General features: G+C 54.5%; 18 protein-coding genes. 13 read left to right on the top strand and 5 right to left on the bottom strand.

Features of this window, described 5'->3' with window-relative positions; genetic code table 11:
- The first annotated feature begins 26 nt into the window (after window positions 1-26).
- Together ACOTY5_RS13870 and ACOTY5_RS13865 are read left to right on the top strand one after the other, a co-directional pair.
- The gene (locus ACOTY5_RS13870; protein WP_045141618.1) at window positions 27-1,205 is read left to right on the top strand and encodes a sugar efflux transporter; all 1,179 of its coding nucleotides are present in this window, start codon (window positions 27-29) and stop codon (window positions 1,203-1,205) included.
- Window positions 1,206-1,421: 216 nt separating this feature from the next.
- A complete protein-coding gene (locus ACOTY5_RS13865) occupies window positions 1,422-1,574 on the top strand; it encodes a Hok/Gef family protein (protein WP_010427008.1) in 153 nt (50 codons plus the stop codon).
- Between the two features lie 89 nt (window positions 1,575-1,663).
- Here the strand turns inward: ACOTY5_RS13865 and leuD are convergent, their stop codons facing one another.
- From leuD to leuL, 5 genes are all read right to left on the bottom strand, one after another.
- Window positions 1,664-2,269 carry a 3-isopropylmalate dehydratase small subunit gene (leuD, locus tag ACOTY5_RS13860; protein WP_045141617.1) on the bottom strand — a complete coding sequence of 202 codons (606 nt, stop codon included), beginning with the start codon at window positions 2,267-2,269 and terminating at the stop codon, window positions 1,664-1,666.
- 10 nt (window positions 2,270-2,279) lie between these two features.
- Window positions 2,280-3,680: a 3-isopropylmalate dehydratase large subunit gene (gene leuC / locus ACOTY5_RS13855; protein ID WP_003856382.1), complete on the bottom strand. Its 1,401-nt coding sequence runs from the start codon at window positions 3,678-3,680 to the stop codon at window positions 2,280-2,282.
- 2 nt (window positions 3,681-3,682) lie between these two features.
- Window positions 3,683-4,774 (bottom strand): 3-isopropylmalate dehydrogenase, encoded by a 1,092-nt coding sequence (gene leuB / locus ACOTY5_RS13850; protein WP_421631939.1) that lies wholly within the window; start codon window positions 4,772-4,774, stop codon window positions 3,683-3,685.
- Complete coding sequence (gene leuA / locus ACOTY5_RS13845) at window positions 4,774-6,345, bottom strand: 2-isopropylmalate synthase (RefSeq protein ID WP_045141616.1); 1,572 nt, start codon at window positions 6,343-6,345, stop codon at window positions 4,774-4,776. The genes leuB and leuA overlap by 1 nt, the downstream gene beginning before the upstream one ends.
- A 91-nt stretch (window positions 6,346-6,436) precedes the next feature.
- On the bottom strand, window positions 6,437-6,523 hold the full coding sequence (gene leuL, locus ACOTY5_RS13840; protein ID WP_057979999.1) for a leu operon leader peptide: 87 nt from the start codon (window positions 6,521-6,523) through the stop codon (window positions 6,437-6,439).
- Between the two features lie 628 nt (window positions 6,524-7,151).
- On the opposite strand from leuL, the gene leuO reads away from it, so the two are divergent.
- The 11 genes from leuO to mraY all read left to right on the top strand — a co-directional run bounded on the left by leuO (window position 7,152) and on the right by mraY (window position 19,917).
- Complete coding sequence (gene leuO / locus ACOTY5_RS13835; RefSeq protein WP_017383788.1) at window positions 7,152-8,096, top strand: transcriptional regulator LeuO; 945 nt, start codon at window positions 7,152-7,154, stop codon at window positions 8,094-8,096.
- Window positions 8,097-8,472: 376 nt separating this feature from the next.
- The gene (gene ilvI, locus ACOTY5_RS13830) at window positions 8,473-10,197 is read left to right on the top strand and encodes an acetolactate synthase 3 large subunit (protein WP_045141615.1); all 1,725 of its coding nucleotides are present in this window, start codon (window positions 8,473-8,475) and stop codon (window positions 10,195-10,197) included.
- A 1-nt stretch (window position 10,198) separates the two neighbouring features.
- Window positions 10,199-10,690 carry an acetolactate synthase small subunit gene (gene ilvN, locus ACOTY5_RS13825; RefSeq protein WP_003856371.1) on the top strand — a complete coding sequence of 164 codons (492 nt, stop codon included), beginning with the start codon at window positions 10,199-10,201 and terminating at the stop codon, window positions 10,688-10,690.
- A gap of 179 nt (window positions 10,691-10,869) precedes the next feature.
- The gene (gene cra, locus ACOTY5_RS13820) at window positions 10,870-11,874 is read left to right on the top strand and encodes a catabolite repressor/activator (protein WP_003856369.1); all 1,005 of its coding nucleotides are present in this window, start codon (window positions 10,870-10,872) and stop codon (window positions 11,872-11,874) included.
- A gap of 591 nt (window positions 11,875-12,465) precedes the next feature.
- A complete protein-coding gene (gene mraZ / locus ACOTY5_RS13815) occupies window positions 12,466-12,924 on the top strand; it encodes a division/cell wall cluster transcriptional repressor MraZ (RefSeq protein ID WP_006810119.1) in 459 nt (152 codons plus the stop codon).
- A 2-nt stretch (window positions 12,925-12,926) separates the two neighbouring features.
- Window positions 12,927-13,868, top strand: coding sequence for a 16S rRNA (cytosine(1402)-N(4))-methyltransferase RsmH (gene rsmH / locus ACOTY5_RS13810; protein ID WP_003856366.1), 942 nt, complete (start codon window positions 12,927-12,929; stop codon window positions 13,866-13,868).
- The gene (ftsL, locus tag ACOTY5_RS13805; protein WP_003856363.1) at window positions 13,865-14,230 is read left to right on the top strand and encodes a cell division protein FtsL; all 366 of its coding nucleotides are present in this window, start codon (window positions 13,865-13,867) and stop codon (window positions 14,228-14,230) included. The genes rsmH and ftsL overlap by 4 nt, the downstream gene beginning before the upstream one ends.
- A 15-nt stretch (window positions 14,231-14,245) precedes the next feature.
- Window positions 14,246-16,012: a peptidoglycan glycosyltransferase FtsI gene (ftsI, locus tag ACOTY5_RS13800; protein WP_003856361.1), complete on the top strand. Its 1,767-nt coding sequence runs from the start codon at window positions 14,246-14,248 to the stop codon at window positions 16,010-16,012.
- Entirely contained in the window at window positions 15,999-17,486 is a 1,488-nt protein-coding gene (gene murE, locus ACOTY5_RS13795; RefSeq protein ID WP_045141614.1) for a UDP-N-acetylmuramoyl-L-alanyl-D-glutamate--2,6-diaminopimelate ligase, read from the top strand. The genes ftsI and murE overlap by 14 nt, the downstream gene beginning before the upstream one ends.
- The gene (gene murF / locus ACOTY5_RS13790; protein WP_045141613.1) at window positions 17,483-18,841 is read left to right on the top strand and encodes a UDP-N-acetylmuramoyl-tripeptide--D-alanyl-D-alanine ligase; all 1,359 of its coding nucleotides are present in this window, start codon (window positions 17,483-17,485) and stop codon (window positions 18,839-18,841) included. Before murE ends, murF begins: the two co-directional genes overlap by 4 nt.
- Window positions 18,835-19,917, top strand: coding sequence for a phospho-N-acetylmuramoyl-pentapeptide-transferase (mraY, locus tag ACOTY5_RS13785; RefSeq protein WP_003856353.1), 1,083 nt, complete (start codon window positions 18,835-18,837; stop codon window positions 19,915-19,917). The genes murF and mraY overlap by 7 nt, the downstream gene beginning before the upstream one ends.
- The last annotated feature ends 2 nt before the right edge of the window (window positions 19,918-19,919 follow it).

The following is a 19,919-nucleotide window of genomic DNA, read 5'->3' as shown; positions in this document are numbered from 1 at the left end:
CGATTCGCTTTCATAAGGACTTGCGCATGCTCTGGTTGATGACGATGGGGCGACGCCTGAATGGCGTGTACGCCGCTTTTATGCTGGTGGCCTTCATGATGGGTGTGGCCGGCGCGCTACAGGCGCCGACGTTGAGCCTGTTTCTCAGCCGCGAGGTGGGGGCGCAGCCGTTTTGGGTGGGTCTGTTCTACACCGTCAACGCCATTGCCGGGATCCTCGTCAGCCTGTGGCTGGCGAAACGATCCGACAGCCAGGGCGATCGCCGTAAGCTGATCCTCTTTTGTTGCGCCATGGCCGTGGGCAACGCGCTGCTGTTTGCCTTCAACCGCCATTACCTGACGCTCATTACCTGCGGCGTGCTGCTGGCCTCTCTGGCGAACACCGCGATGCCGCAACTGTTCGCCCTGGCCCGGGAGTACGCCGACAGCTCGGCGAGGGAAGTGGTGATGTTCAGCTCGGTGATGCGTGCGCAGCTCTCTCTCGCGTGGGTCATCGGTCCGCCGCTGGCGTTTATGCTGGCGCTGAACTACGGCTTCACCACCATGTTTTCCATCGCGGCGGGGATTTTTGTCATCAGCCTGGCGCTGATAGCCTTTGCGCTGCCATCGGTGGCGCGCGTAGAGCAGGTGACGGACAAGCCCATCACGCAGGTGAGCGGCTGGCAGGATAAAAACGTCCGCATGTTGTTTATCGCCTCCACGCTGATGTGGACCTGCAACACCATGTACATTATTGATATGCCGCTGTGGATCAGCAGCGATCTGGGACTGCCCGACAAGCTCGCGGGTATTCTGATGGGCACCGCTGCCGGGCTGGAGATCCCGGCGATGATTCTGGCGGGTTACTACGTCAAACGTTTCGGAAAGCGTCGGATGATGGTCGTCGCCGTGGCGGCCGGGGTACTGTTCTACGCGGGGCTGATCCTGTTCCATTCGCGTGAAGCCTTGCTGGCTTTACAGCTGTTTAACGCGGTGTTTATCGGAATCGTTGCCGGGATAGGCATGCTCTGGTTCCAGGATTTAATGCCGGGGCGCGCAGGCTCCGCGACCACGCTGTTTACCAACAGTATCTCTACCGGCGTGATTCTGGCAGGGGTGATTCAGGGGGCGCTGTCGCAAAGCTATGGGCATGCATCCGTGTACTGGGTGATCGCAGTGATTTCGCTCGTCACGCTGATGCTGACGTGCCGGGTAAAAGACGTTTGATTCTGGAAGGCGGCTTCACGAAATGAAACGATTTTCTGACAGGCGCAGAGAAGGCGCATAGAGTGCGTGACGGGTGCTTGAGGCTGTTTGCCTCAGGCTTTCGCAAGAGGCAAACAGTGGAGAGTCCCACATCAAAAAACTGATGGGGAGACCAACTTCACAACCAACATTGCGAGGTTAGTCTCTTCATTGCCGAAAAGCAATAAGGAGGCTGGAATGCCAAAACGTACTCTGCTGTTAGGTTTGTTTCTGATCTGTACGACGCTGTTGATCTTCACCTGGATGGTGCGCGACTCGCTGTGTGAGCTGCACTTCAGACAGGAGAAAACAGAGCTGGCGGCAGTGTTGGCTTACGAAGCAAAACGTTAGCGGTATTGGCGGGGGGGGCCCCGCCTCTCCAGAGTGGTTGAGCCTCAACGCACCCTTATCAATGGCCCGCGCCCTGCGGGCCATTGCCTTTAGCCCATAAACGCAGGCTGTTTTTTCTCGTAGGCGGAGATGGCCTCTTCGTGCTGGAGCGTCAGGCCAATGCTGTCCAGACCGTTCAGCATGCAATGGCGGCGGAACGCATCAATGCTGAAGCTGTAGGTCTTATCCCCGGCTTTGACCACTTCCGCTTCCAGATCCACCTCAAACGAAATCCCGGGATTCGCCTGCACCAGCGCAAACAGTTCATCGACCTGTTCGTCACTCAGCGTCACCGGCAGTAGCTGGTTGTTGAAGCTGTTGCCGTAGAAGATATCCGCGAAGCTTGGGGCGATAACCACCTTAAAGCCGTAGTCGGTTAATGCCCAGGGCGCATGTTCACGCGACGATCCGCAGCCAAAGTTTTCCCGCGCCAGCAAAATGGAGGCGCCTTTGTATTCCGGAAAGTTCAGGACGAACTCCGGGTTGGGCACTTCGCCTTTATCGTCGAGGAAACGCCAGTCGTTGAACAGATGCGCACCAAAACCCGTGCGCGTCACTTTCTGTAAAAACTGCTTAGGAATGATCGCGTCGGTATCGACGTTAGCGGCGTCCAGAGGGACAACCCGGCCCGTATGTTGGGTAAATTTCTCTGCCATGATTGTCTCCTTATTTCAGGCTGCGAATATCGGCGAAATGACCGGTGACTGCCGCAGCGGCGGCCATTGCCGGGCTGACCAGGTGGGTGCGCCCACCGCGGCCCTGACGGCCTTCAAAGTTACGGTTGCTGGTGGAGGCACAGCGCTCGCCCGGATTCAGGCGGTCGTTGTTCATGGCCAGACACATGGAGCAGCCGGGCAGGCGCCACTCGAAGCCTGCTTCAATAAAGATCTTATCCAGACCCTCCGCTTCCGCCTGGGCTTTCACCGGCCCGGAGCCCGGCACAACCAGCGCCTGCACGCCCGGCGCCACTTTGCGGCCTTTAGCAATTTCTGCCGCTGCGCGTAAATCTTCAATACGGGAGTTGGTACAGGAGCCGATGAACACTTTATCAATGCTCACGTCGGTCAGCGGTACGCCGGGTTTCAGCCCCATGTAAGCCAGCGCTTTTTCCGCACTGGCACGTTCGACCGGATCGGCAAAGGAGGCCGGATCAGGAATGCTGTCGTTGACGGAAATCACCTGGCCCGGGTTGGTGCCCCAGGTGACCTGCGGGGCGATCTCTTCCGCCTGTAACGTCACAACGGTATCAAAAATTGCCCCCTCGTCCGTTTTCAGGGTTTTCCAGTACGCTACCGCGTCGTCAAAATTCTGACCTTTCGGCGCATGCAGACGCCCCTTCACATAGTTGAAGGTGGTTTCGTCTGGGGCCACCAGGCCTGCTTTGGCGCCCATCTCAATGGCCATGTTGCACAGGGTCATACGACCTTCCATGCTCAGCGCCTGGATAGCGTCGCCGCAGAATTCCACGACGTGACCGGTGCCGCCTGCGCTGCCGGTTTTGCCGATAATCGCCAGCACGATATCTTTCGCGGTGATACCCGGCGCAGCTTTACCCTTCACTTCAATCTTCATGGTTTTGGCGCGGCCCTGCTTCAGGGTCTGCGTCGCCAGAACGTGTTCAACTTCAGAGGTCCCAATCCCGAACGCCAGGGCGCCAAATGCGCCGTGCGTCGCGGTGTGGGAGTCGCCGCAGACGATGGTCATGCCCGGCAGAGTAATCCCCTGCTCAGGCCCCATTACGTGGACGATGCCCTGATAGGGGTGGTTCAGATCGTACAGCTCCACGCCAAACTCGTTACAGTTCTTAATCAGCTCCTGCATCTGGATACGCGCCATCTCGCCAGATGCATTGATGTCTTTGGTCTGGGTGGAAACGTTGTGATCCATCGTGGCAAAGGTTTTACCCGGCTGACGCACCGGGCGCTTATGCGCGCGCAGGCCGTCAAATGCCTGAGGAGAGGTCACTTCGTGTACCAGATGACGGTCGATGTACAGCAGTGGGGTTTCGTTTGGTGCTTCGTAAACAACGTGCGCATCAAACAACTTCTCATATAACGTCTTAGCCATGATTACACCCCTTCAGCGACATAGCGGGCAATGATGTCGCCCATTTCATCGGTACTGACTGCCGCCGTGCCGCGTGCTAAATCACCGGTACGGACGCCTTCTTCTAATGCCCGGTTAATGGCGTTTTCAATTGCGGTTGCTGCATCGCCTGCATCCAGGCTGTAGCGCAGCAGCAGAGCCAGGGAGAGGATCTGCGCAATCGGGTTGGCGATGTTTTTACCTGCGATATCCGGCGCGGAGCCGCCCGCCGGTTCGTACAGGCCAAAGCCTTCTTCGTTCAGGCTGGCCGAGGGCAGCATGCCCATGGAGCCGGTGATCATCGCGCATTCATCCGAGAGAATATCGCCGAACAGGTTGGAGCACAGCAGCACGTCAAACTGGGACGGATCTTTGATCAGCTGCATCGTTGCGTTGTCGATATACATATGTGACAGCTCAACGTCCGGGTACTGCCTGGCAACTTCACTGACGATTTCGCGCCACAAAATAGACGACTGGAGCACGTTCGCTTTATCAATAGAGGTCACTTTACGGCGGCGTTTGCGCGCTGACTCAAACGCGATATGAGCGATACGTTCAATTTCAAAACGGTGATAGGCCTCGGTATCAAACGCTTTCTCATGCTGACCGCTGCCTTCGCGGCCTTTTGGCTGCCCGAAGTAGATCCCGCCGGTCAGCTCACGCACGCAGAGAATGTCGAAACCGTTGGCGGCGATATCGGCGCGCAGCGGGCAGAACTCTTCCAGCCCCGGGTACAGCTTCGCGGGACGCAGGTTGCTGAACAGTTTGAAGTGTTTACGCAGCGGCAGCAGCGCGCCGCGCTCTGGCTGCTCTGCTGGAGGCAGGTGTTCCCACTTAGGGCCACCCACTGAGCCAAACAGAACGGCATCGGCATTCTCGCAGCCTTCTACAGTCCCTTTCGGCAGGGGAGTACCGTGGTTATCAATCGCAATACCGCCCACGTCGTAGTGGCTGGTGGTAATTTTCATCGCAAAACGCGAACGAACGGCTTCCAGTACTTTCAGCGCCTGTGCCATCACTTCCGGGCCAATACCGTCACCCGGCAACACAGCAATATGGTAATTCTTCGACATCACACGGTTTCCTTGTTGTTCTCTTTATTCTGAGCTTTGCGTTGCAACTCTTTTTCGACTTCGGCGGCGCGCCAGATGTTGTTCAGGACATGCACCATCGCTTTCGCGGAGGATTCGACGATATCTGTCGCCAGACCCACACCGTGGAAGCGGCGACCGTTGTAGTTGACGACGATATCAACCTGGCCCAGGGCGTCTTTACCGTGCCCTTTTGCCGTCAGGTCGTATTTCACCAGCTCTACGTCGTACTCAGTGACGCGGTTAATCGCCTGGTAAATGGCATCAACAGGGCCGTTACCGTTGGCGGCTTCCGCTTTAATTTCATCGCCGCAGGCCAGCTTGACGGAGGCGGTAGCGATATCGCTTGAGCCTGACTGAACGGTGAAGTAGTCCAGACGGAAGTGTTCTGGCTCTTCCTGCTGTTTGTTGATGAATGCCAGCGCTTCCAGGTCGTAATCGAAGACCTGGCCTTTCTTGTCAGCCAGTTTCAGGAATGCGTCGTACAGCTGATCCATGTTGTAATCGCTGTCCTGATACCCCATCTCTTCCATACGGTGTTTCACCGCCGCGCGGCCAGAGCGCGAGGTCAGGTTCAGCTGAACCTGGTTCAGACCGATGGATTCCGGAGTCATGATTTCGTAGTTTTCACGGTTCTTCAGCACGCCATCCTGGTGAATACCGGAGGAGTGAGCGAACGCGCCAGTACCAACAATCGCCTTGTTCGCCGGGATCGGCATATTGCAAATCTGGCTCACGGTCTGGCTGGTGCGCCAGATTTCGTTGTGATTGATGCGAGTGTGTACGTTCATAATGTCTTTGCGCACCTTGATCGCCATGATCACTTCTTCCAGCGAGCAGTTGCCGGCGCGTTCACCAATGCCGTTCATTGCCCCTTCTACCTGACGCGCGCCGGCGTGGACGGCAGCGATGGCATTGCCCACAGCCAGACCCAAATCATCGTGGGTGTGAACAGAGATGATGGCTTTATCAATATTAGGTACGCGCTCATACAGGCCGGTGATGATGTTGGAGAACTCAAACGGCATGGTATAGCCGACGGTATCCGGGATGTTGATGGTTCTGGCTCCGGCATTAATCGCGGCTTCTACCACACGGGCCAAATCGTCAATCGGTGTGCGGCCCGCATCTTCACAGGAGAATTCGACGTCATCAGTGTAGTTACGCGCGCGTTTGACCATATACACCGCACGTTCGATCACTTCATCCAGCGTACTGCGCAGCTTGGTGGCAATGTGCATGGGGGAGGTGGCTATGAATGTATGGATACGGAAGGCTTCTGCAACTTTCAGGGATTCTGCGGCCACATCTATATCTTTCTCAACGCAGCGAGCCAGACCGCACACGCGGCTGTTTTTGATGGTGCGGGCGATGGTCTGTACTGACTCGAAATCACCCGGTGAGGAGACGGGAAAGCCGACTTCCATTACGTCTACACCCATGCGTTCGAGGGCCAGCGCAATTTGCAGTTTTTCTTTAACACTCAGGCTCGCCTGTAATGCCTGTTCACCGTCACGTAAAGTAGTATCGAAAATAACGACTTGCTGGCTCATGGGTTAGGTCCTTGTCAGTCTTAGGGCGCCTTGCTACGAGCATAAAAAAACCCGCGCAGTGGCGCGGGTTTTTAGTTTTACTGAAGACGATTCAACGCTGAATTTCGCCCGCCAGTCTACCGCGCACAGTGGATGCGTTTAGTAGTAGTAGACCGGTGAAACGAAGGGTGCGAATCATGAATCGTGCTCCAGATGAATGCGATATGCTTTTAGTGGTACTGGATACGCTGACTCATGTCAACCCCTCTCAGGCAAAACGGCCACTCAGCGCAGGATAAACACATTAGCTAATTGTGCTGGTTTTTACGCTGTTAACCGATTTAATTGTCTATTATTGGACTTGAGATTCATCTCTGGAATAATTTGAATATAATTGGTAGCAATTGAACACAGTATTTTTACCGATGTGCTGTGAAATGGAATGTGTTTTATTTCATTGGGTTATAAGTTCTATGAATGAATCATGGGCGGGAAAGTTATCAATATTGATATCATTTTGTTAATGAAATCGTGGTGTATGCCCTTCATAGTTTAATAATACTTAAGTTATTATTAACTAAGGCGGTGATTGTGTATTTGCCAGCTTTATGGTTTCATGCCTGCATTAAAGTTTTAGATATCATTTGAACGATTTTTAGCTCTTCATTCAGGGGATGCTTAATGGCATCTCTTGAATGAGGGTTCTTTATATATTCTGAATTTTAAATAATTTCCTTTCGCTTGTTGTATATGCATGGTAAATCATATTTTTCGAAGTTATTACTGTACTTTGGCAAAGGGAATTTAGCGTGACAGTGGAGTCAGAAATGCCAGAAAATAATATTAACCAACCACAGCCTTATGATGGGGTTAAGCCTCAGTTACGCACAGTGGATCTCAACCTGTTAACTGTATTTGATGCAGTTATGCAGGAGCAGAATATTACGCGAGCAGCGCAATCTCTGGGAATGTCTCAACCTGCCGTGAGTAATGCCGTAGCCAGACTTAAGGTGATGTTTAACGACGAGTTATTCGTCCGGTATGGAAGAGGTATCCAGCCCACGGCGCGTGCATTCCAGCTATTCGGTTCGATTCGTCAGGCGCTACAGCTGGTTCAAAATGAGCTTCCCGGCTCAGGGTTTGAACCTTTAAGCAGTGAGCGGGTTTTCCATCTCTGTGTTTGCAGTCCGTTAGACAATTATTTGACGTCTGTTATATATAATAAAGTTGAACAGATTGCTCCTAATATTCATCTCGTTTTTAAATCATCTTTAAATCAAAACACTGAGCACCAGCTTCGTTATCAGGAAACGGAGTTCGTTCTGGGCTACGAAGAGTTTCGCCGTCCAGAGTTTGCCTGTGTTCCGTTGTTTAAAGATGAAATGGTGTTAGTCGCCAGCAAAAAACATCCACGCATGAATTCGCCGCTGCGTGAAAGCGATGTTTACAGCGAGCAGCATGCCGTTGTTGCTCTGGACAGATATGCTTCGTTCAGTCAGCCGTGGTATGACACTGCCGATAAACAAGCCAGCGTGGCCTATCAGGGGATGGCGATGGTCAGCGTTTTAAATGTCGTTTCTCAGACGCAGCTAGTCGCTATTGCACCGCGCTGGCTTGCTGAAGAGTTCTCCGATTCGCTGAGCCTGCAAATTTTACCTCTGCCGCTCAAGCTGAATAGCCGTACCTGTTATCTTTCCTGGCATGAAGCGGCGGGGCGGGATAAAGGGCACCAGTGGATGGAAGAGTTGCTGATCAATATTTGTCGTCGATAAGTCAGGGTGAATAAACCGCATGGTGCCATGCGGTTTATTCTGTGATTTTTTATGCAGGCAATATTTTGTTCTGTGAGCATTTTTTCAGACGCTCAGGGCGGCTTAAAAATAGATGATTTCCTGATCCATCCTCTTTTTAAGAGATGAATTATTAGCGTCTCCCCTCATACCAGACGAATTCACCATATTCGTGTCTGACAGCTATTTTTTCTGCTTTTATTGCCCATTCCCGCATTCCGTTTGCTAATTGCCTGCCTCATAACGAGCGGTTAAGGTATCCATCACTCTGCACATTATAAGATGGGTTCACCCTGTCAGAAGACGGCGCGGAAATGAATTCTGTTGACCGTCTATAACAAAAGCCTGGAGGCAAAGCATGGAGATGTTGTCTGGCGCGGAAATGGTCGTCCGATCGCTTATCGATCAGGGCGTGAAACAAGTGTTCGGCTATCCCGGAGGCGCGGTTCTCGATATTTATGACGCGCTGCACACGGTAGGCGGTATTGATCATGTTCTGGTTCGTCATGAACAGGCTGCTGTGCATATGGCTGACGGCCTGGCCCGCGCCACGGGCGAAGTGGGTGTAGTGCTGGTCACTTCGGGGCCGGGAGCGACCAATGCCATCACCGGCATTGCGACTGCGTATATGGACTCTATTCCACTGGTCATTCTCTCCGGACAGGTGGCGACGTCACTGATTGGCTATGATGCGTTTCAGGAATGCGACATGGTGGGGATCTCACGCCCTGTGGTGAAGCACAGCTTTCTGGTTAAGCAAACGGAAGATATCCCGGGCGTGCTGAAAAAAGCCTTCTGGCTGGCCGCCAGCGGTCGTCCTGGGCCAGTGGTTGTCGATCTGCCAAAAGATATTCTCAATCCCGCGAATAAACTGCCTTACCTGTGGCCTGAGTCGGTGAGCATGCGTTCGTATAATCCGACGACGCAAGGGCACAAAGGCCAGATTAAGCGTGCGCTGCAAACGCTGCTGGCTGCGAAAAAGCCCGTAGTCTATGTGGGGGGCGGCGCCGTCAATGCAGCCTGTGAAACGCAACTACGCGAACTGATTGAGAAGCTGAATCTTCCTGTCGCGTCATCGCTGATGGGGCTGGGGGCATTCCCGGCTACCCACCGTCAGGCGCTGGGCATGCTGGGTATGCATGGCACCTATGAAGCCAATATGACGATGCACCATTCTGATGTGATTTTTGCCGTCGGCGTACGTTTTGACGATCGCACCACCAATAACCTGGCGAAATACTGTCCGAATGCAACGGTGCTACACATTGATATCGATCCTACTTCTATCTCTAAAACGGTGCCGGCGGATGTGCCCATCGTGGGGGACGCACGACAGGTGCTGGATCAAATGTTGGAACTGCTGGCGCAGGAGACCGCCTCTCAACCGCTGGATGAGATCCGTGACTGGTGGCAGCAAATCGAACAATGGCGCGGCCGTCAGTGCCTTAAATACGACACGCAGAGTGAAAACATCAAGCCGCAGGCGGTGATCGAGACGATCTGGCATCTGACCAAAGGCGAGGCGTATGTCACTTCTGACGTAGGCCAGCATCAGATGTTCGCTGCGTTGTATTACCCGTTTGATAAACCGCGTCGCTGGATCAACTCAGGCGGGCTTGGCACGATGGGCTTTGGTCTGCCCGCCGCGCTGGGGGTGAAGCTGGCGTTGCCGAACGAAACGGTTATCTGCGTAACGGGTGATGGCAGTATACAGATGAATATTCAGGAGCTTTCTACTGCGCTGCAATATGAGTTGCCAGTGCTGGTGCTTAACCTGAATAACGGTTACCTCGGTATGGTGAAGCAGTGGCAGGATATGATTTATTCCGGCCGTCACTCTCAGTCTTATATGAAGTCACTTCCGGACTTTGTCCGTCTGGCTGAAGCCTATGGTCATATTGGCATGCGGGTAACCGATCCGTCAGAGCTGGAAGCGAAGCTCGGCGAAGCGCTTGAGCACGTTAAAAACAATCGCCTCGTCTTCATGGACGTCATCGTCGACGGCACAGCGCACGTTTATCCGATGCATATCCGTGGCGGTGGTATGGATGAAATGTGGTTAAGCAAAACGGAGAGAACCTGATATGCGCCGGATATTATCTGTATTACTGGAAAATGAGTCGGGCGCACTGTCACGCGTCATTGGGCTTTTTGCGCAGCGCGGATACAACATTGAAAGCCTGACCGTTGCGCCGACCGATGATCCAACGCTCTCCCGCATGACGATCCAGACTGTCGGCGATGCGAAAGTGCTTGAGCAGATCGAAAAGCAATTGCACAAGCTGGTGGACGTGTTGCGCGTCAGCGAGCTGGGGCAGGGGGCTTACGTCGAACGTGAAGTGATGCTGGTGAAAATTCAGGCCAGCGGTTATGGCCGTGAAGAGGTCAAGCGTAACACGGATATTTTCCGTGGGCAGATCATTGACGTCACGCCTTCTATATATACTGTGCAGCTTGCCGGAACGAGCGATAAGCTGGATGCGTTCCTGGCCTCCGTCAGGGATGTGGCAAAAATTGTTGAAGTTGCGCGCTCTGGCGTTGTTGGCCTCTCGCGCGGCGATAAAATCATGCGTTAGTTGCGCAAAAGGTTCGCCTCTTTCAGCCCGGTAGCCAAAGCCGGGCTTTTTTTTGCGTAATCCGCCGACAACGCGGACAAAAGCGGTTGCCGTGAAAGCTATTCTGCGTTTAGATGTTAAAATATTTAACCATAACCTTGACAGGGCCATGGACTTTTTTCTTTTTTTGAGGGGCAATTGTGAAACTGGATGAAATCGCCCGGCTCGCCGGCGTGTCGAGAACCACGGCCAGCTATGTGATTAACGGTAAAGCAAAGCAGTATCGTGTCAGCGATAAGACCGTTGAGAAAGTGATGGCAGTCGTTCGTGAGCATAATTACCATCCGAATGCTGTCGCCGCAGGTTTACGTGCCGGACGCACCCGCTCGATTGGCCTGGTGATCCCGGATCTGGAAAACACCAGCTATACCCGCATCGCCAACTATCTTGAACGTCAGGCTCGTCAGCGGGGCTATCAGCTGTTGATTGCCTGCTCCGAGGATCAGCCCGACAACGAGATGCGCTGCATTGAGCATCTGCTGCAACGTCAGGTTGACGCCATCATCGTGTCGACCTCTTTACCACCCGAGCATCCTTTCTATCAGCGCTGGGCGAACGATCCATTCCCGATTGTGGCGCTGGATCGTGCTTTGGATCGTGAACATTTCACCAGCGTCGTAGGCGCCGATCAGGACGATGCAGAAATGCTGGCTGCCGAGCTGCGTACCTTCCCGGCGGAAACGGTGCTCTATCTTGGCGCTTTGCCTGAACTATCCGTGAGCTTCCTGCGTGAACAAGGGTTCCGTACGGCGTGGAAAGACGATCCGCGTGACGTTCATTATCTGTATGCCAACAGCTATGAGCGCGAAGCGGCTGCTCAGCTGTTCGAGAAATGGCTGGAAACGCACCCGATGCCGCAGGCGTTGTTTACCACCTCGTTTGCCCTGTTGCAGGGGGTGATGGACGTGACGTTACGTCGCGATGGCAAGCTGCCATCCGATCTGGCGATTGCGACCTTCGGCGATAACGAACTGCTCGACTTCCTGCAATGTCCGGTGCTGGCCGTGGCTCAGCGTCACCGCGACGTCGCCGAGCGCGTGCTTGAGATTGTTCTGGCAAGCCTGGATGAACCTCGCAAACCGAAACCCGGGCTTACGCGTATCAAACGTAATCTCTATCGGCGCGGGATTTTGAGCCGCCATTAATATTTCCACAGGGGCGGTAAAACTGCCCCTTTTGCGGCGCATTTATTGCGGGAAATAATTCCCGGATAAAAATTAGGATTTATCTCTAAGATTCGTAGCCGGCTATTTTTCTGAATCCGTTTTGGCGTTAAAAAGCGCAATTATAATTTTTAACGGGCATTCTTTTGTATTGTTTTGTTACAAACAGCCGCCAGCCGATGAATATTCAGCCATTTTTTACTGTCCCCTTCAGCCCTCAATGTACACGAACGAATCCATATTGCCTTGCGCTTAATCTGGTGCTGTTATCCCCCGGCGATATGCCTTAAAATGCTGCCCGCGTCGCAAACTGACACTTTATATTTCCCTGCGATGATATTGAGTGAGTCTTAACGCTCGTGTGCATATTCGGTTTTTTTCTTACAAATATTCATAACGTTAATTTTGCCTCGCCAGTTGTGTAGTTATTAGCCAGGTCACTCTTGCTCTGTAAATACGGTGCTTTCACGCCGGTATAGAGAGAGTCCTGGCTTGACAAGCTTTTCCCTCGCTCCGTAAACTCCTTCAGGTGGGAATTTGTGGGTTAAAGTGGTGAGGAGGGGTGAGGCTGGCATGTTCCGTGGAGCAACGTTAGTCAATCTCGACAGCAAAGGGCGTTTATCGGTACCAACCCGATATCGCGACCAGCTGATTGAGAACGCTTCGGGTCAACTGGTTTGCACCATTGACATCAACTCCCCCTGCCTGCTGCTTTACCCTTTGCCTGAATGGGAAATCATTGAGCAAAAGCTGTCGCGACTGTCGAGCATGAACCCGCAGGAACGCCGCGTACAGCGGCTGTTATTGGGACATGCCAGTGAATGTCAGATGGATAGCGCCGGGCGATTATTGATTGCGCCTGTGTTGCGGCAACATGCCGGTCTGACTAAAGAAGTGATGCTGGTCGGGCAGTTCAACAAGTTTGAACTGTGGGACGAAACGACCTGGTATCAACAGGTCAAGGAAGATATCGACGCTGAGCAGTCTGATTCCGCAACATTATCGGAACGGCTGCGGGACTTGTCTCTATAAATATGATGGAAAATTATAAACATACAACGGTGCTGCTGGATGAGGCCGTTAACGGCCTGAATATTCGTCCAGACGGCATCTATATTGATGGCACTTTTGGTCGCGGTGGTCACTCGCGTTTGATCCTCTCTCAGCTTGGAGCGGAAGGACGCCTGCTGGCAATTGACCGCGATCCGCAGGCGATTGCCGTTGCGCAAACCATCGATGATCCTCGCTTTTCCATCGTGCATGGACCTTTCTCTGCGCTTGCGGATTATGTCGCTGAGCGCGGCCTGACCGGCAAGATCGACGGGATTCTTCTCGATCTTGGCGTCTCTTCACCACAGCTTGATGATGCAGAACGCGGCTTCTCCTTTATGCGTGATGGGCCGCTGGATATGCGGATGGACCCGACGCGCGGACAATCCGCCGCCGAGTGGCTACAAACTGCTGACGAAGCGGATATCGCCTGGGTAATCAAAACCTTCGGTGAAGAACGCTTTGGCAAACGTATTGCCCGCGCCATCGTGGAGCGCAACCGCGTTGAGCCAATGACCCGCACCAAAGAGCTAGCAGAAGTCATCGCGGCGGCAACGCCGGTGAAGGATAAGCACAAACATCCTGCGACCCGTACCTTCCAGGCGGTTCGTATTTGGGTAAACAGTGAACTGGAGGAAATAGAGCTGGCGCTAAAAAGCTCGCTCGACGTGCTGGCCCCGGGTGGGCGGTTATCCATCATCAGCTTCCATTCGCTGGAAGATCGCATCGTAAAACGCTTTATGCGTGAACAAAGCCGCGGTCCGCAGGTTCCAGCTGGGCTGCCGATGACGGAAGAACAACTCAGAAAGCTGGGAGGCCGACAGTTGCGAGCATTAGGCAAGTTGATGCCGGGCGAAGAAGAGGTGGCAGAGAATCCACGTGCCCGTAGTTCAGTGCTGCGTATTGCAGAGAGGACGAACGCATGATCAGCAGAGTGACAGAGACCCTAAGCAAAGTTAAGGGATCGTTAGGAAGCAACGAGCGCCATGCCTTGCCTGGCGTGATCGGCGACGATCTTTTGCGGTTTGGGAAGCTGCCACTCTGCTTGTTCATTTGCATCATTGTGACGGCAGTCATGGTGGTCACCACCGCTCACCATACCCGTTTATTGACTGCGCAGCGCGAACAGATGGTACTGGAACGCGATGCGCTGGATATTGAATGGCGAAATCTGATCCTTGAAGAAAACGCGCTCGGCGATCACAGCCGGGTTGAACGGATCGCAACGGAAAAACTGCAATTACAGCATGTTGATCCTTCGCAGGAAAATATCGTAGTACAAAAATAAGGGAAAACGCGACGCATGAAAGCAGCGGCAAAAACGCTAAAACCAAAACGCCAGGAAGAACAGGCCAACTTTGTCAGTTGGCGTTTTGCGTTGCTTTGCGGCTGCATTTTACTGGCGCTGGGTTTCCTGCTTGGACGCGTGGCGTGGCTGCAAATCATCGCGCCTGACATGCTGGTGCGTCAGGGGGATATGCGTTCTCTGCGCGTGCAGGAAGTTTCCACCTCTCGTGGGATGATCACCGACCGCTCCGGGCGTCCGCTGGCGGTGAGCGTGCCGGTGAAGGCGATCTGGGCCGATCCGAAAGAGTTACACGATGCAGGCGGGATCACGCTTGATAACCGCTGGAAGGCGCTCTCAGACGCGTTGAAAATGCCGCTGGATCAGCTGGCGTCGCGCGTTAACGCCAACCCGAAAGGGCGCTTTATCTATCTTGCCCGTCAGGTGAACCCTGACATGGCTGACTACATTAAGAAACTGAAGCTGCCGGGCATTCATCTGCGGGAAGAATCCCGCCGTTACTATCCTTCGGGCGAAGTCACCGCGCACCTGATTGGTTTTACCAACGTGGATAGCCAGGGGATTGAGGGCGTTGAAAAAAGCTTCGACAAGTGGCTTACCGGCCAGCCTGGCGAGCGAATCGTGCGTAAAGACCGCTATGGTCGCGTCATTGAAGACATTTCCTCGACAGACAGCCAGGCCGCGCACAACCTGGCCCTGAGTATTGATGAACGCTTGCAGGCGCTGGTCTATCGTGAGCTGAACAACGCCGTCGCGTTTAACAAGGCGGAATCGGGCAGCGCCGTGCTGGTGGATGTGGCGACAGGTGAAGTGCTGGCGATGGCCAGTAGCCCCTCATACAACCCGAATAATTTTGCCGGTACAGCAAAAGATGCAATGCGTAACCGCTCCATCACCGATGTGTTTGAACCCGGCTCAACCGTAAAACCTATGGTGGTGATGACGGCTCTACAGCGAGGCATCGTCAACGAAAATACCGTTCTGAATACGATTCCTTATCGAATTAACGGTCACGAAATCAAAGACGTGGCACGTTACAGCGAACTGACCCTGACCGGGGTCTTACAGAAGTCGAGTAACGTCGGTGTGTCAAAACTGGCGTTAGCGATGCCGTCCTCAGCGTTAGTAGATACTTACTCACGTTTTGGGCTGGGAAAGGCGACCAATTTGGGGTTGGTCGGAGAACGCAGTGGCTTATATCCTCAAAAACAACGGTGGTCTGACATAGAGAGGGCCACCTTCTCTTTCGGCTACGGGCTAATGGTAACTCCCTTACAGTTAGCGCGAGTCTACGCAACGATTGGCAGCTATGGCATTTATCGTCCGCTGTCGATCACCAAAGTTGATCCACCGGTTCCGGGGGAACGTGTTTTCCCGGAATCTATCGTTCGTACCGTCGTGCATATGATGGAAAGCGTCGCGTTACCTGGCGGTGGCGGCGTGAAGGCCGCAATTAAGGGCTATCGTATCGCCATTAAAACCGGTACAGCGAAAAAAGTGGGGCCGGACGGCCGCTATATCAACAAATACATTGCCTATACCGCAGGCGTAGCGCCTGCAAGCAATCCGCGTTTTGCACTGGTGGTCGTCATCAACGATCCGCAGGCGGGTAAATACTACGGCGGCGCCGTCTCCGCGCCTGTGTTCGGGGCTATTATGGGCGGCGTGTTGCGCACCATGAACATTGAACCGGATGCGCTGGCGACGGGCGAAAAAAGTGAATTTGTAATTAATCAAGGCGAGGGAACAGGTGGCAGATCGTAATTTGCGCGACCTTCTTGCTCCGTGGGTGCCTATGCTACCTGCGCGAGCACTGCGAGAGATGGTACTGGACAGCCGCGTAGCGGCTTCTGGCGATCTTTTTGTGGCAGTAGTGGGTCATCAGGCGGACGGGCGTCGTTATATCCCGCAGGCGATTGCGCAAGGTGTTGCTGCCATTATTGCTGAGGCCAAAGATGAGGCAACAGACGGTGAGATCCGTGAAATGCACGGCGTGCCGGTCATCTATCTCAGCCAGCTGAATGAGCGTCTCTCCGCGCTGGCAGGACGTTTTTACAACGAACCTTCCGACCAGTTAAAGCTGGTTGGCGTGACAGGAACCAACGGAAAAACCACCACCACTCAGCTGATGGCGCAGTGGGCGCAGCTGCTGGGCGAAACCGGTGCCGTCATGGGCACGGTGGGGAACGGTCTTCTGGGCAAAGTAAGCCCGACGGAAAATACTACAGGCTCGGCGGTTGACGTGCAGCGCGTGCTGGCGGGCCTCGCTGAGCAGGGGGCGACCTTCGCTGCGATGGAAGTCTCTTCCCATGGTCTGGTACAACATCGCGTGGCGGCCCTGAAATTTGCTGCCTCTGTCTTTACTAACCTGAGCCGCGATCACCTTGATTATCATGGTGATATGGAGCACTACGAAGCGGCGAAATGGCTGCTTTATTCCACTCACCACCACGGACAGGCGATCATTAACGCCGACGACGAAGTCGGTCGTCGCTGGCTGGAAAAACTGCCGGATGCGGTGGCGGTGTCGATGGAAGATCGCATTAATCCGAACTGCCGTGGCCGCTGGCTGAAGGCGGTCGAGGTGAACTACCACGATAGTGGGGCGACGATCCGCTTTGCTTCCACCTGGGGCGAAGGTGAGATTGAAAGCCGCCTGATGGGGGCCTTTAACGTCAGTAACCTGCTGCTGGCGCTGGCGACGCTGCTGGCGCTGGGCTACCCGATGGCGGATCTGCTGAAAACGGCTGAGCGTTTGCAACCGGTCTGTGGCCGCATGGAAGTGTTCAGCGCGCCGGGCAAGCCGACGGTGGTCGTGGATTACGCACACACGCCGGATGCGCTGGAAAAAGCGCTGGAAGCGGCGCGTCTGCACTGCGCAGGCAAGCTCTGGTGCGTGTTTGGCTGCGGTGGCGATCGCGACAAGGGCAAACGTCCGCTGATGGGCGCCATCGCTGAGCAGTTCGCGGATATTCCCGTGGTAACCGATGACAACCCGCGTACCGAAGAGCCGCGGGCCATTATCAATGACATTCTGGCGGGCATGCTGGATGCGGGTCGTGCGCGCGTGGTCGAAGGCCGTGCGGAGGCCGTGACTAACGCCATTATGCAGGCGCAGGAGAACGATGTGGTTCTGCTGGCCGGTAAAGGTCATGAAGATTATCAGATCGTCGGCAATCGTCGTCTGGATTACTCCGACCGCGTGACGGCAGCGCGTCTGCTGGGAGTGGTGGCATGATTAGCATTACGTTAAGCAAGGCCGCTGCGGTATTGCAGGGGATGCTGCATGGTCAGGATCTGACCATTGAGGCTGTGACCACCGACACCCGTAAGGTGACGGCGGGCTGCCTGTTTGTGGCGCTGAAGGGCGAGCGTTTTGACGCCCACGATTTTGCGCAACAGGCTAAAGATAACGGCGCGGGCGCGCTGCTGGTCAGTCGTAAGCTCGATATCGATTTGCCGCAGATTGTGGTGAAAGATACGCGCCTGGCGTTTGGCGAGCTGGCGGCATGGGTTCGCCAGCAGGTACCGACTCGCGTCGTGGCGCTGACGGGCTCGTCGGGCAAAACCTCCGTTAAAGAGATGACGGCGGCGATCCTTAGCCAGTGCGGTAACACGCTTTATACGGCGGGCAACCTTAATAATGACATCGGTGTACCGATGACGCTGCTGCGCCTGACCAACGAGCATGAATATGCGGTGATTGAGTTAGGGGCTAACCATCAGGGCGAAATCGCCTGGACCGTTAGCCTGACGCGTCCGGAAGCGGCGCTGGTGAATAACCTGGCGGCGGCACATCTTGAAGGTTTTGGTTCGCTGGCCGGTGTGGCGAAAGCGAAAGGTGAAATTTATAACGGACTGCCGGATGACGGCATCGCCATTATGAACGCCGATAACAACGACTGGCTGAACTGGCAGAGCATCATTGGTTCACGCAAAACCTGGCGCTTCTCACCGAATGCGGCAAACAGTGATTTTTCGGCGACCAACATTCATGTGACGTCACACGGCACCGAGTTCACCCTCACGACCCCAACGGGCGACATCGAGGTGCTGCTGCCCCTGCCCGGTCGTCATAACATCGCCAATGCGCTTGCTGCGGCAGCGCTCTCAATGGCGGTAGGTGCCTCACACGCGGCGATCAAAGCAGGTCTGGCAAATTTAAAAGCCGTGCCGGGGCGTCTTTTCCCGATCCAGCTGGCTGAAAACAAACTTCTGCTGGATGACTCCTACAACGCTAACGTCGGCTCCATGACGGCGGCCGTGCAGGTCTTGTCTGAGATGCCGGGCTATCGCGTGATGGTTGTGGGCGATATGGCCGAGCTGGGTGATGAAAGCGAAGCCTGCCATGTTCAGGTGGGTGAAGCGGCGAAAGCCGCCGGGCTTGACCGCGTATTGAGCGCAGGCACGCTGAGCAAGGCCATTTCCGATGCCAGTGAAGTTGGCGAACATTTTGCCGATAAATCTGCACTGATCGAACGCCTGAAGGCATTGATTACAGAAAAACAGATTGTGACTGTTTTAGTTAAAGGTTCACGTAGTGCCGCCATGGAAGAGGTTGTGCACGCATTACAGGAGAACGGGACATGTTAGTTTGGCTGGCCGAACATTTGGTCAAATATTACTCAGGCTTTAACGTCTTTTCCTATCTGACGTTTCGCGCCATCGTCAGCCTGCTGACTGCGCTGTTCATCTCGCTGTGGATGGGCCCGCGCATGATTGCCCGTCTGCAAAAACTCTCTTTCGGCCAGGTTGTACGCAACGATGGTCCGGAATCGCACTTCAGCAAGCGCGGTACGCCGACCATGGGCGGGATCATGATCCTGACCGCGATTGTGGTGTCCGTTCTGCTGTGGGCCTATCCGTCTAACCCCTACGTCTGGTGCGTGCTGACCGTCCTGGTTGGCTACGGGATCATCGGTTTTGTTGACGACTATCGTAAAGTCGTGCGCAAAGACACCAAAGGTTTGATCGCCCGCTGGAAGTATTTCTGGATGTCGGTGATTGCGCTGGGCGTGGCCTTCGCGCTTTATCTGGCAGGAAAAGACACCCCGGCCACCGAGCTGGTGGTGCCGTTCTTCAAAGACGTGATGCCGCAGCTGGGGCTGTTCTACATTCTGCTGGCTTACTTTGTGATCGTCGGCACCGGCAATGCCGTCAACCTGACCGATGGTCTGGACGGCCTGGCCATCATGCCAACCGTGTTTGTCGCGGGCGGTTTCGCGCTGGTGGCGTGGGCGACCGGTAACATGAACTTTGCAAACTACCTGCACATCCCGTACCTGCGACATGCGGGTGAGCTGGTGATCGTCTGTACGGCGATTGTCGGGGCGGGGCTGGGCTTCCTGTGGTTTAACACCTATCCGGCGCAGGTCTTTATGGGCGACGTCGGTTCACTGGCGCTGGGCGGCGCGCTGGGCATTATCGCCGTGCTGCTGCGTCAGGAGTTCCTGCTGGTGATCATGGGCGGTGTGTTTGTGGTTGAGACGCTGTCTGTGATTTTGCAGGTCGGTTCCTTCAAGCTGCGCGGTCAGCGCATCTTCCGTATGGCACCGATTCACCACCACTATGAACTGAAAGGCTGGCCGGAGCCGCGCGTCATTGTGCGCTTCTGGATTATTTCGCTGATGCTGGTGCTGATTGGCCTGGCAACGCTGAAGGTACGTTAATC

The organism is Enterobacter cloacae complex sp. SHL018, assembly GCF_049237905.1.
Taxonomy (GTDB): Bacteria; Pseudomonadota; Gammaproteobacteria; order Enterobacterales; family Enterobacteriaceae; genus Enterobacter; species Enterobacter hormaechei_C.
The sequence above is the reverse complement of the archived record's forward strand: the minus strand, read 5'-3'. Positions and strand labels throughout refer to the sequence as shown.

Bases quoted from the DNA above. Each gene is read 5' to 3' on its own strand.
- rsmH (WP_003856366.1), top strand. From the start codon at position 12,927: ATGATGGAAAATTATAAACATACAACGGTGCTGCTGGATGAGGCCGTT.
- leuA (WP_045141616.1), bottom strand. From the start codon at position 6,345: ATGAGCCAGCAAGTCGTTATTTTCGATACTACTTTACGTGACGGTGAA.
- leuD (WP_045141617.1), bottom strand. From the start codon at position 2,269: ATGGCAGAGAAATTTACCCAACATACGGGCCGGGTTGTCCCTCTGGAC.
- ACOTY5_RS13865 (WP_010427008.1), top strand. From the start codon at position 1,422: ATGCCAAAACGTACTCTGCTGTTAGGTTTGTTTCTGATCTGTACGACG.
- leuL (WP_057979999.1), bottom strand. From the start codon at position 6,523: ATGATTCGCACCCTTCGTTTCACCGGTCTACTACTACTAAACGCATCC.
- mraY (WP_003856353.1), top strand. From the start codon at position 18,835: ATGTTAGTTTGGCTGGCCGAACATTTGGTCAAATATTACTCAGGCTTT.
- ilvI (WP_045141615.1), top strand. From the start codon at position 8,473: ATGGAGATGTTGTCTGGCGCGGAAATGGTCGTCCGATCGCTTATCGAT.
- ilvN (WP_003856371.1), top strand. From the start codon at position 10,199: ATGCGCCGGATATTATCTGTATTACTGGAAAATGAGTCGGGCGCACTG.
- leuC (WP_003856382.1), bottom strand. From the start codon at position 3,680: ATGGCTAAGACGTTATATGAGAAGTTGTTTGATGCGCACGTTGTTTAC.
- mraZ (WP_006810119.1), top strand. From the start codon at position 12,466: ATGTTCCGTGGAGCAACGTTAGTCAATCTCGACAGCAAAGGGCGTTTA.
- ACOTY5_RS13870 (WP_045141618.1), top strand. From the start codon at position 27: ATGCTCTGGTTGATGACGATGGGGCGACGCCTGAATGGCGTGTACGCC.
- leuO (WP_017383788.1), top strand. From the start codon at position 7,152: ATGCCAGAAAATAATATTAACCAACCACAGCCTTATGATGGGGTTAAG.
- ftsI (WP_003856361.1), top strand. From the start codon at position 14,246: ATGAAAGCAGCGGCAAAAACGCTAAAACCAAAACGCCAGGAAGAACAG.
- leuB (WP_421631939.1), bottom strand. From the start codon at position 4,774: ATGTCGAAGAATTACCATATTGCTGTGTTGCCGGGTGACGGTATTGGC.
- ftsL (WP_003856363.1), top strand. From the start codon at position 13,865: ATGATCAGCAGAGTGACAGAGACCCTAAGCAAAGTTAAGGGATCGTTA.
- murF (WP_045141613.1), top strand. From the start codon at position 17,483: ATGATTAGCATTACGTTAAGCAAGGCCGCTGCGGTATTGCAGGGGATG.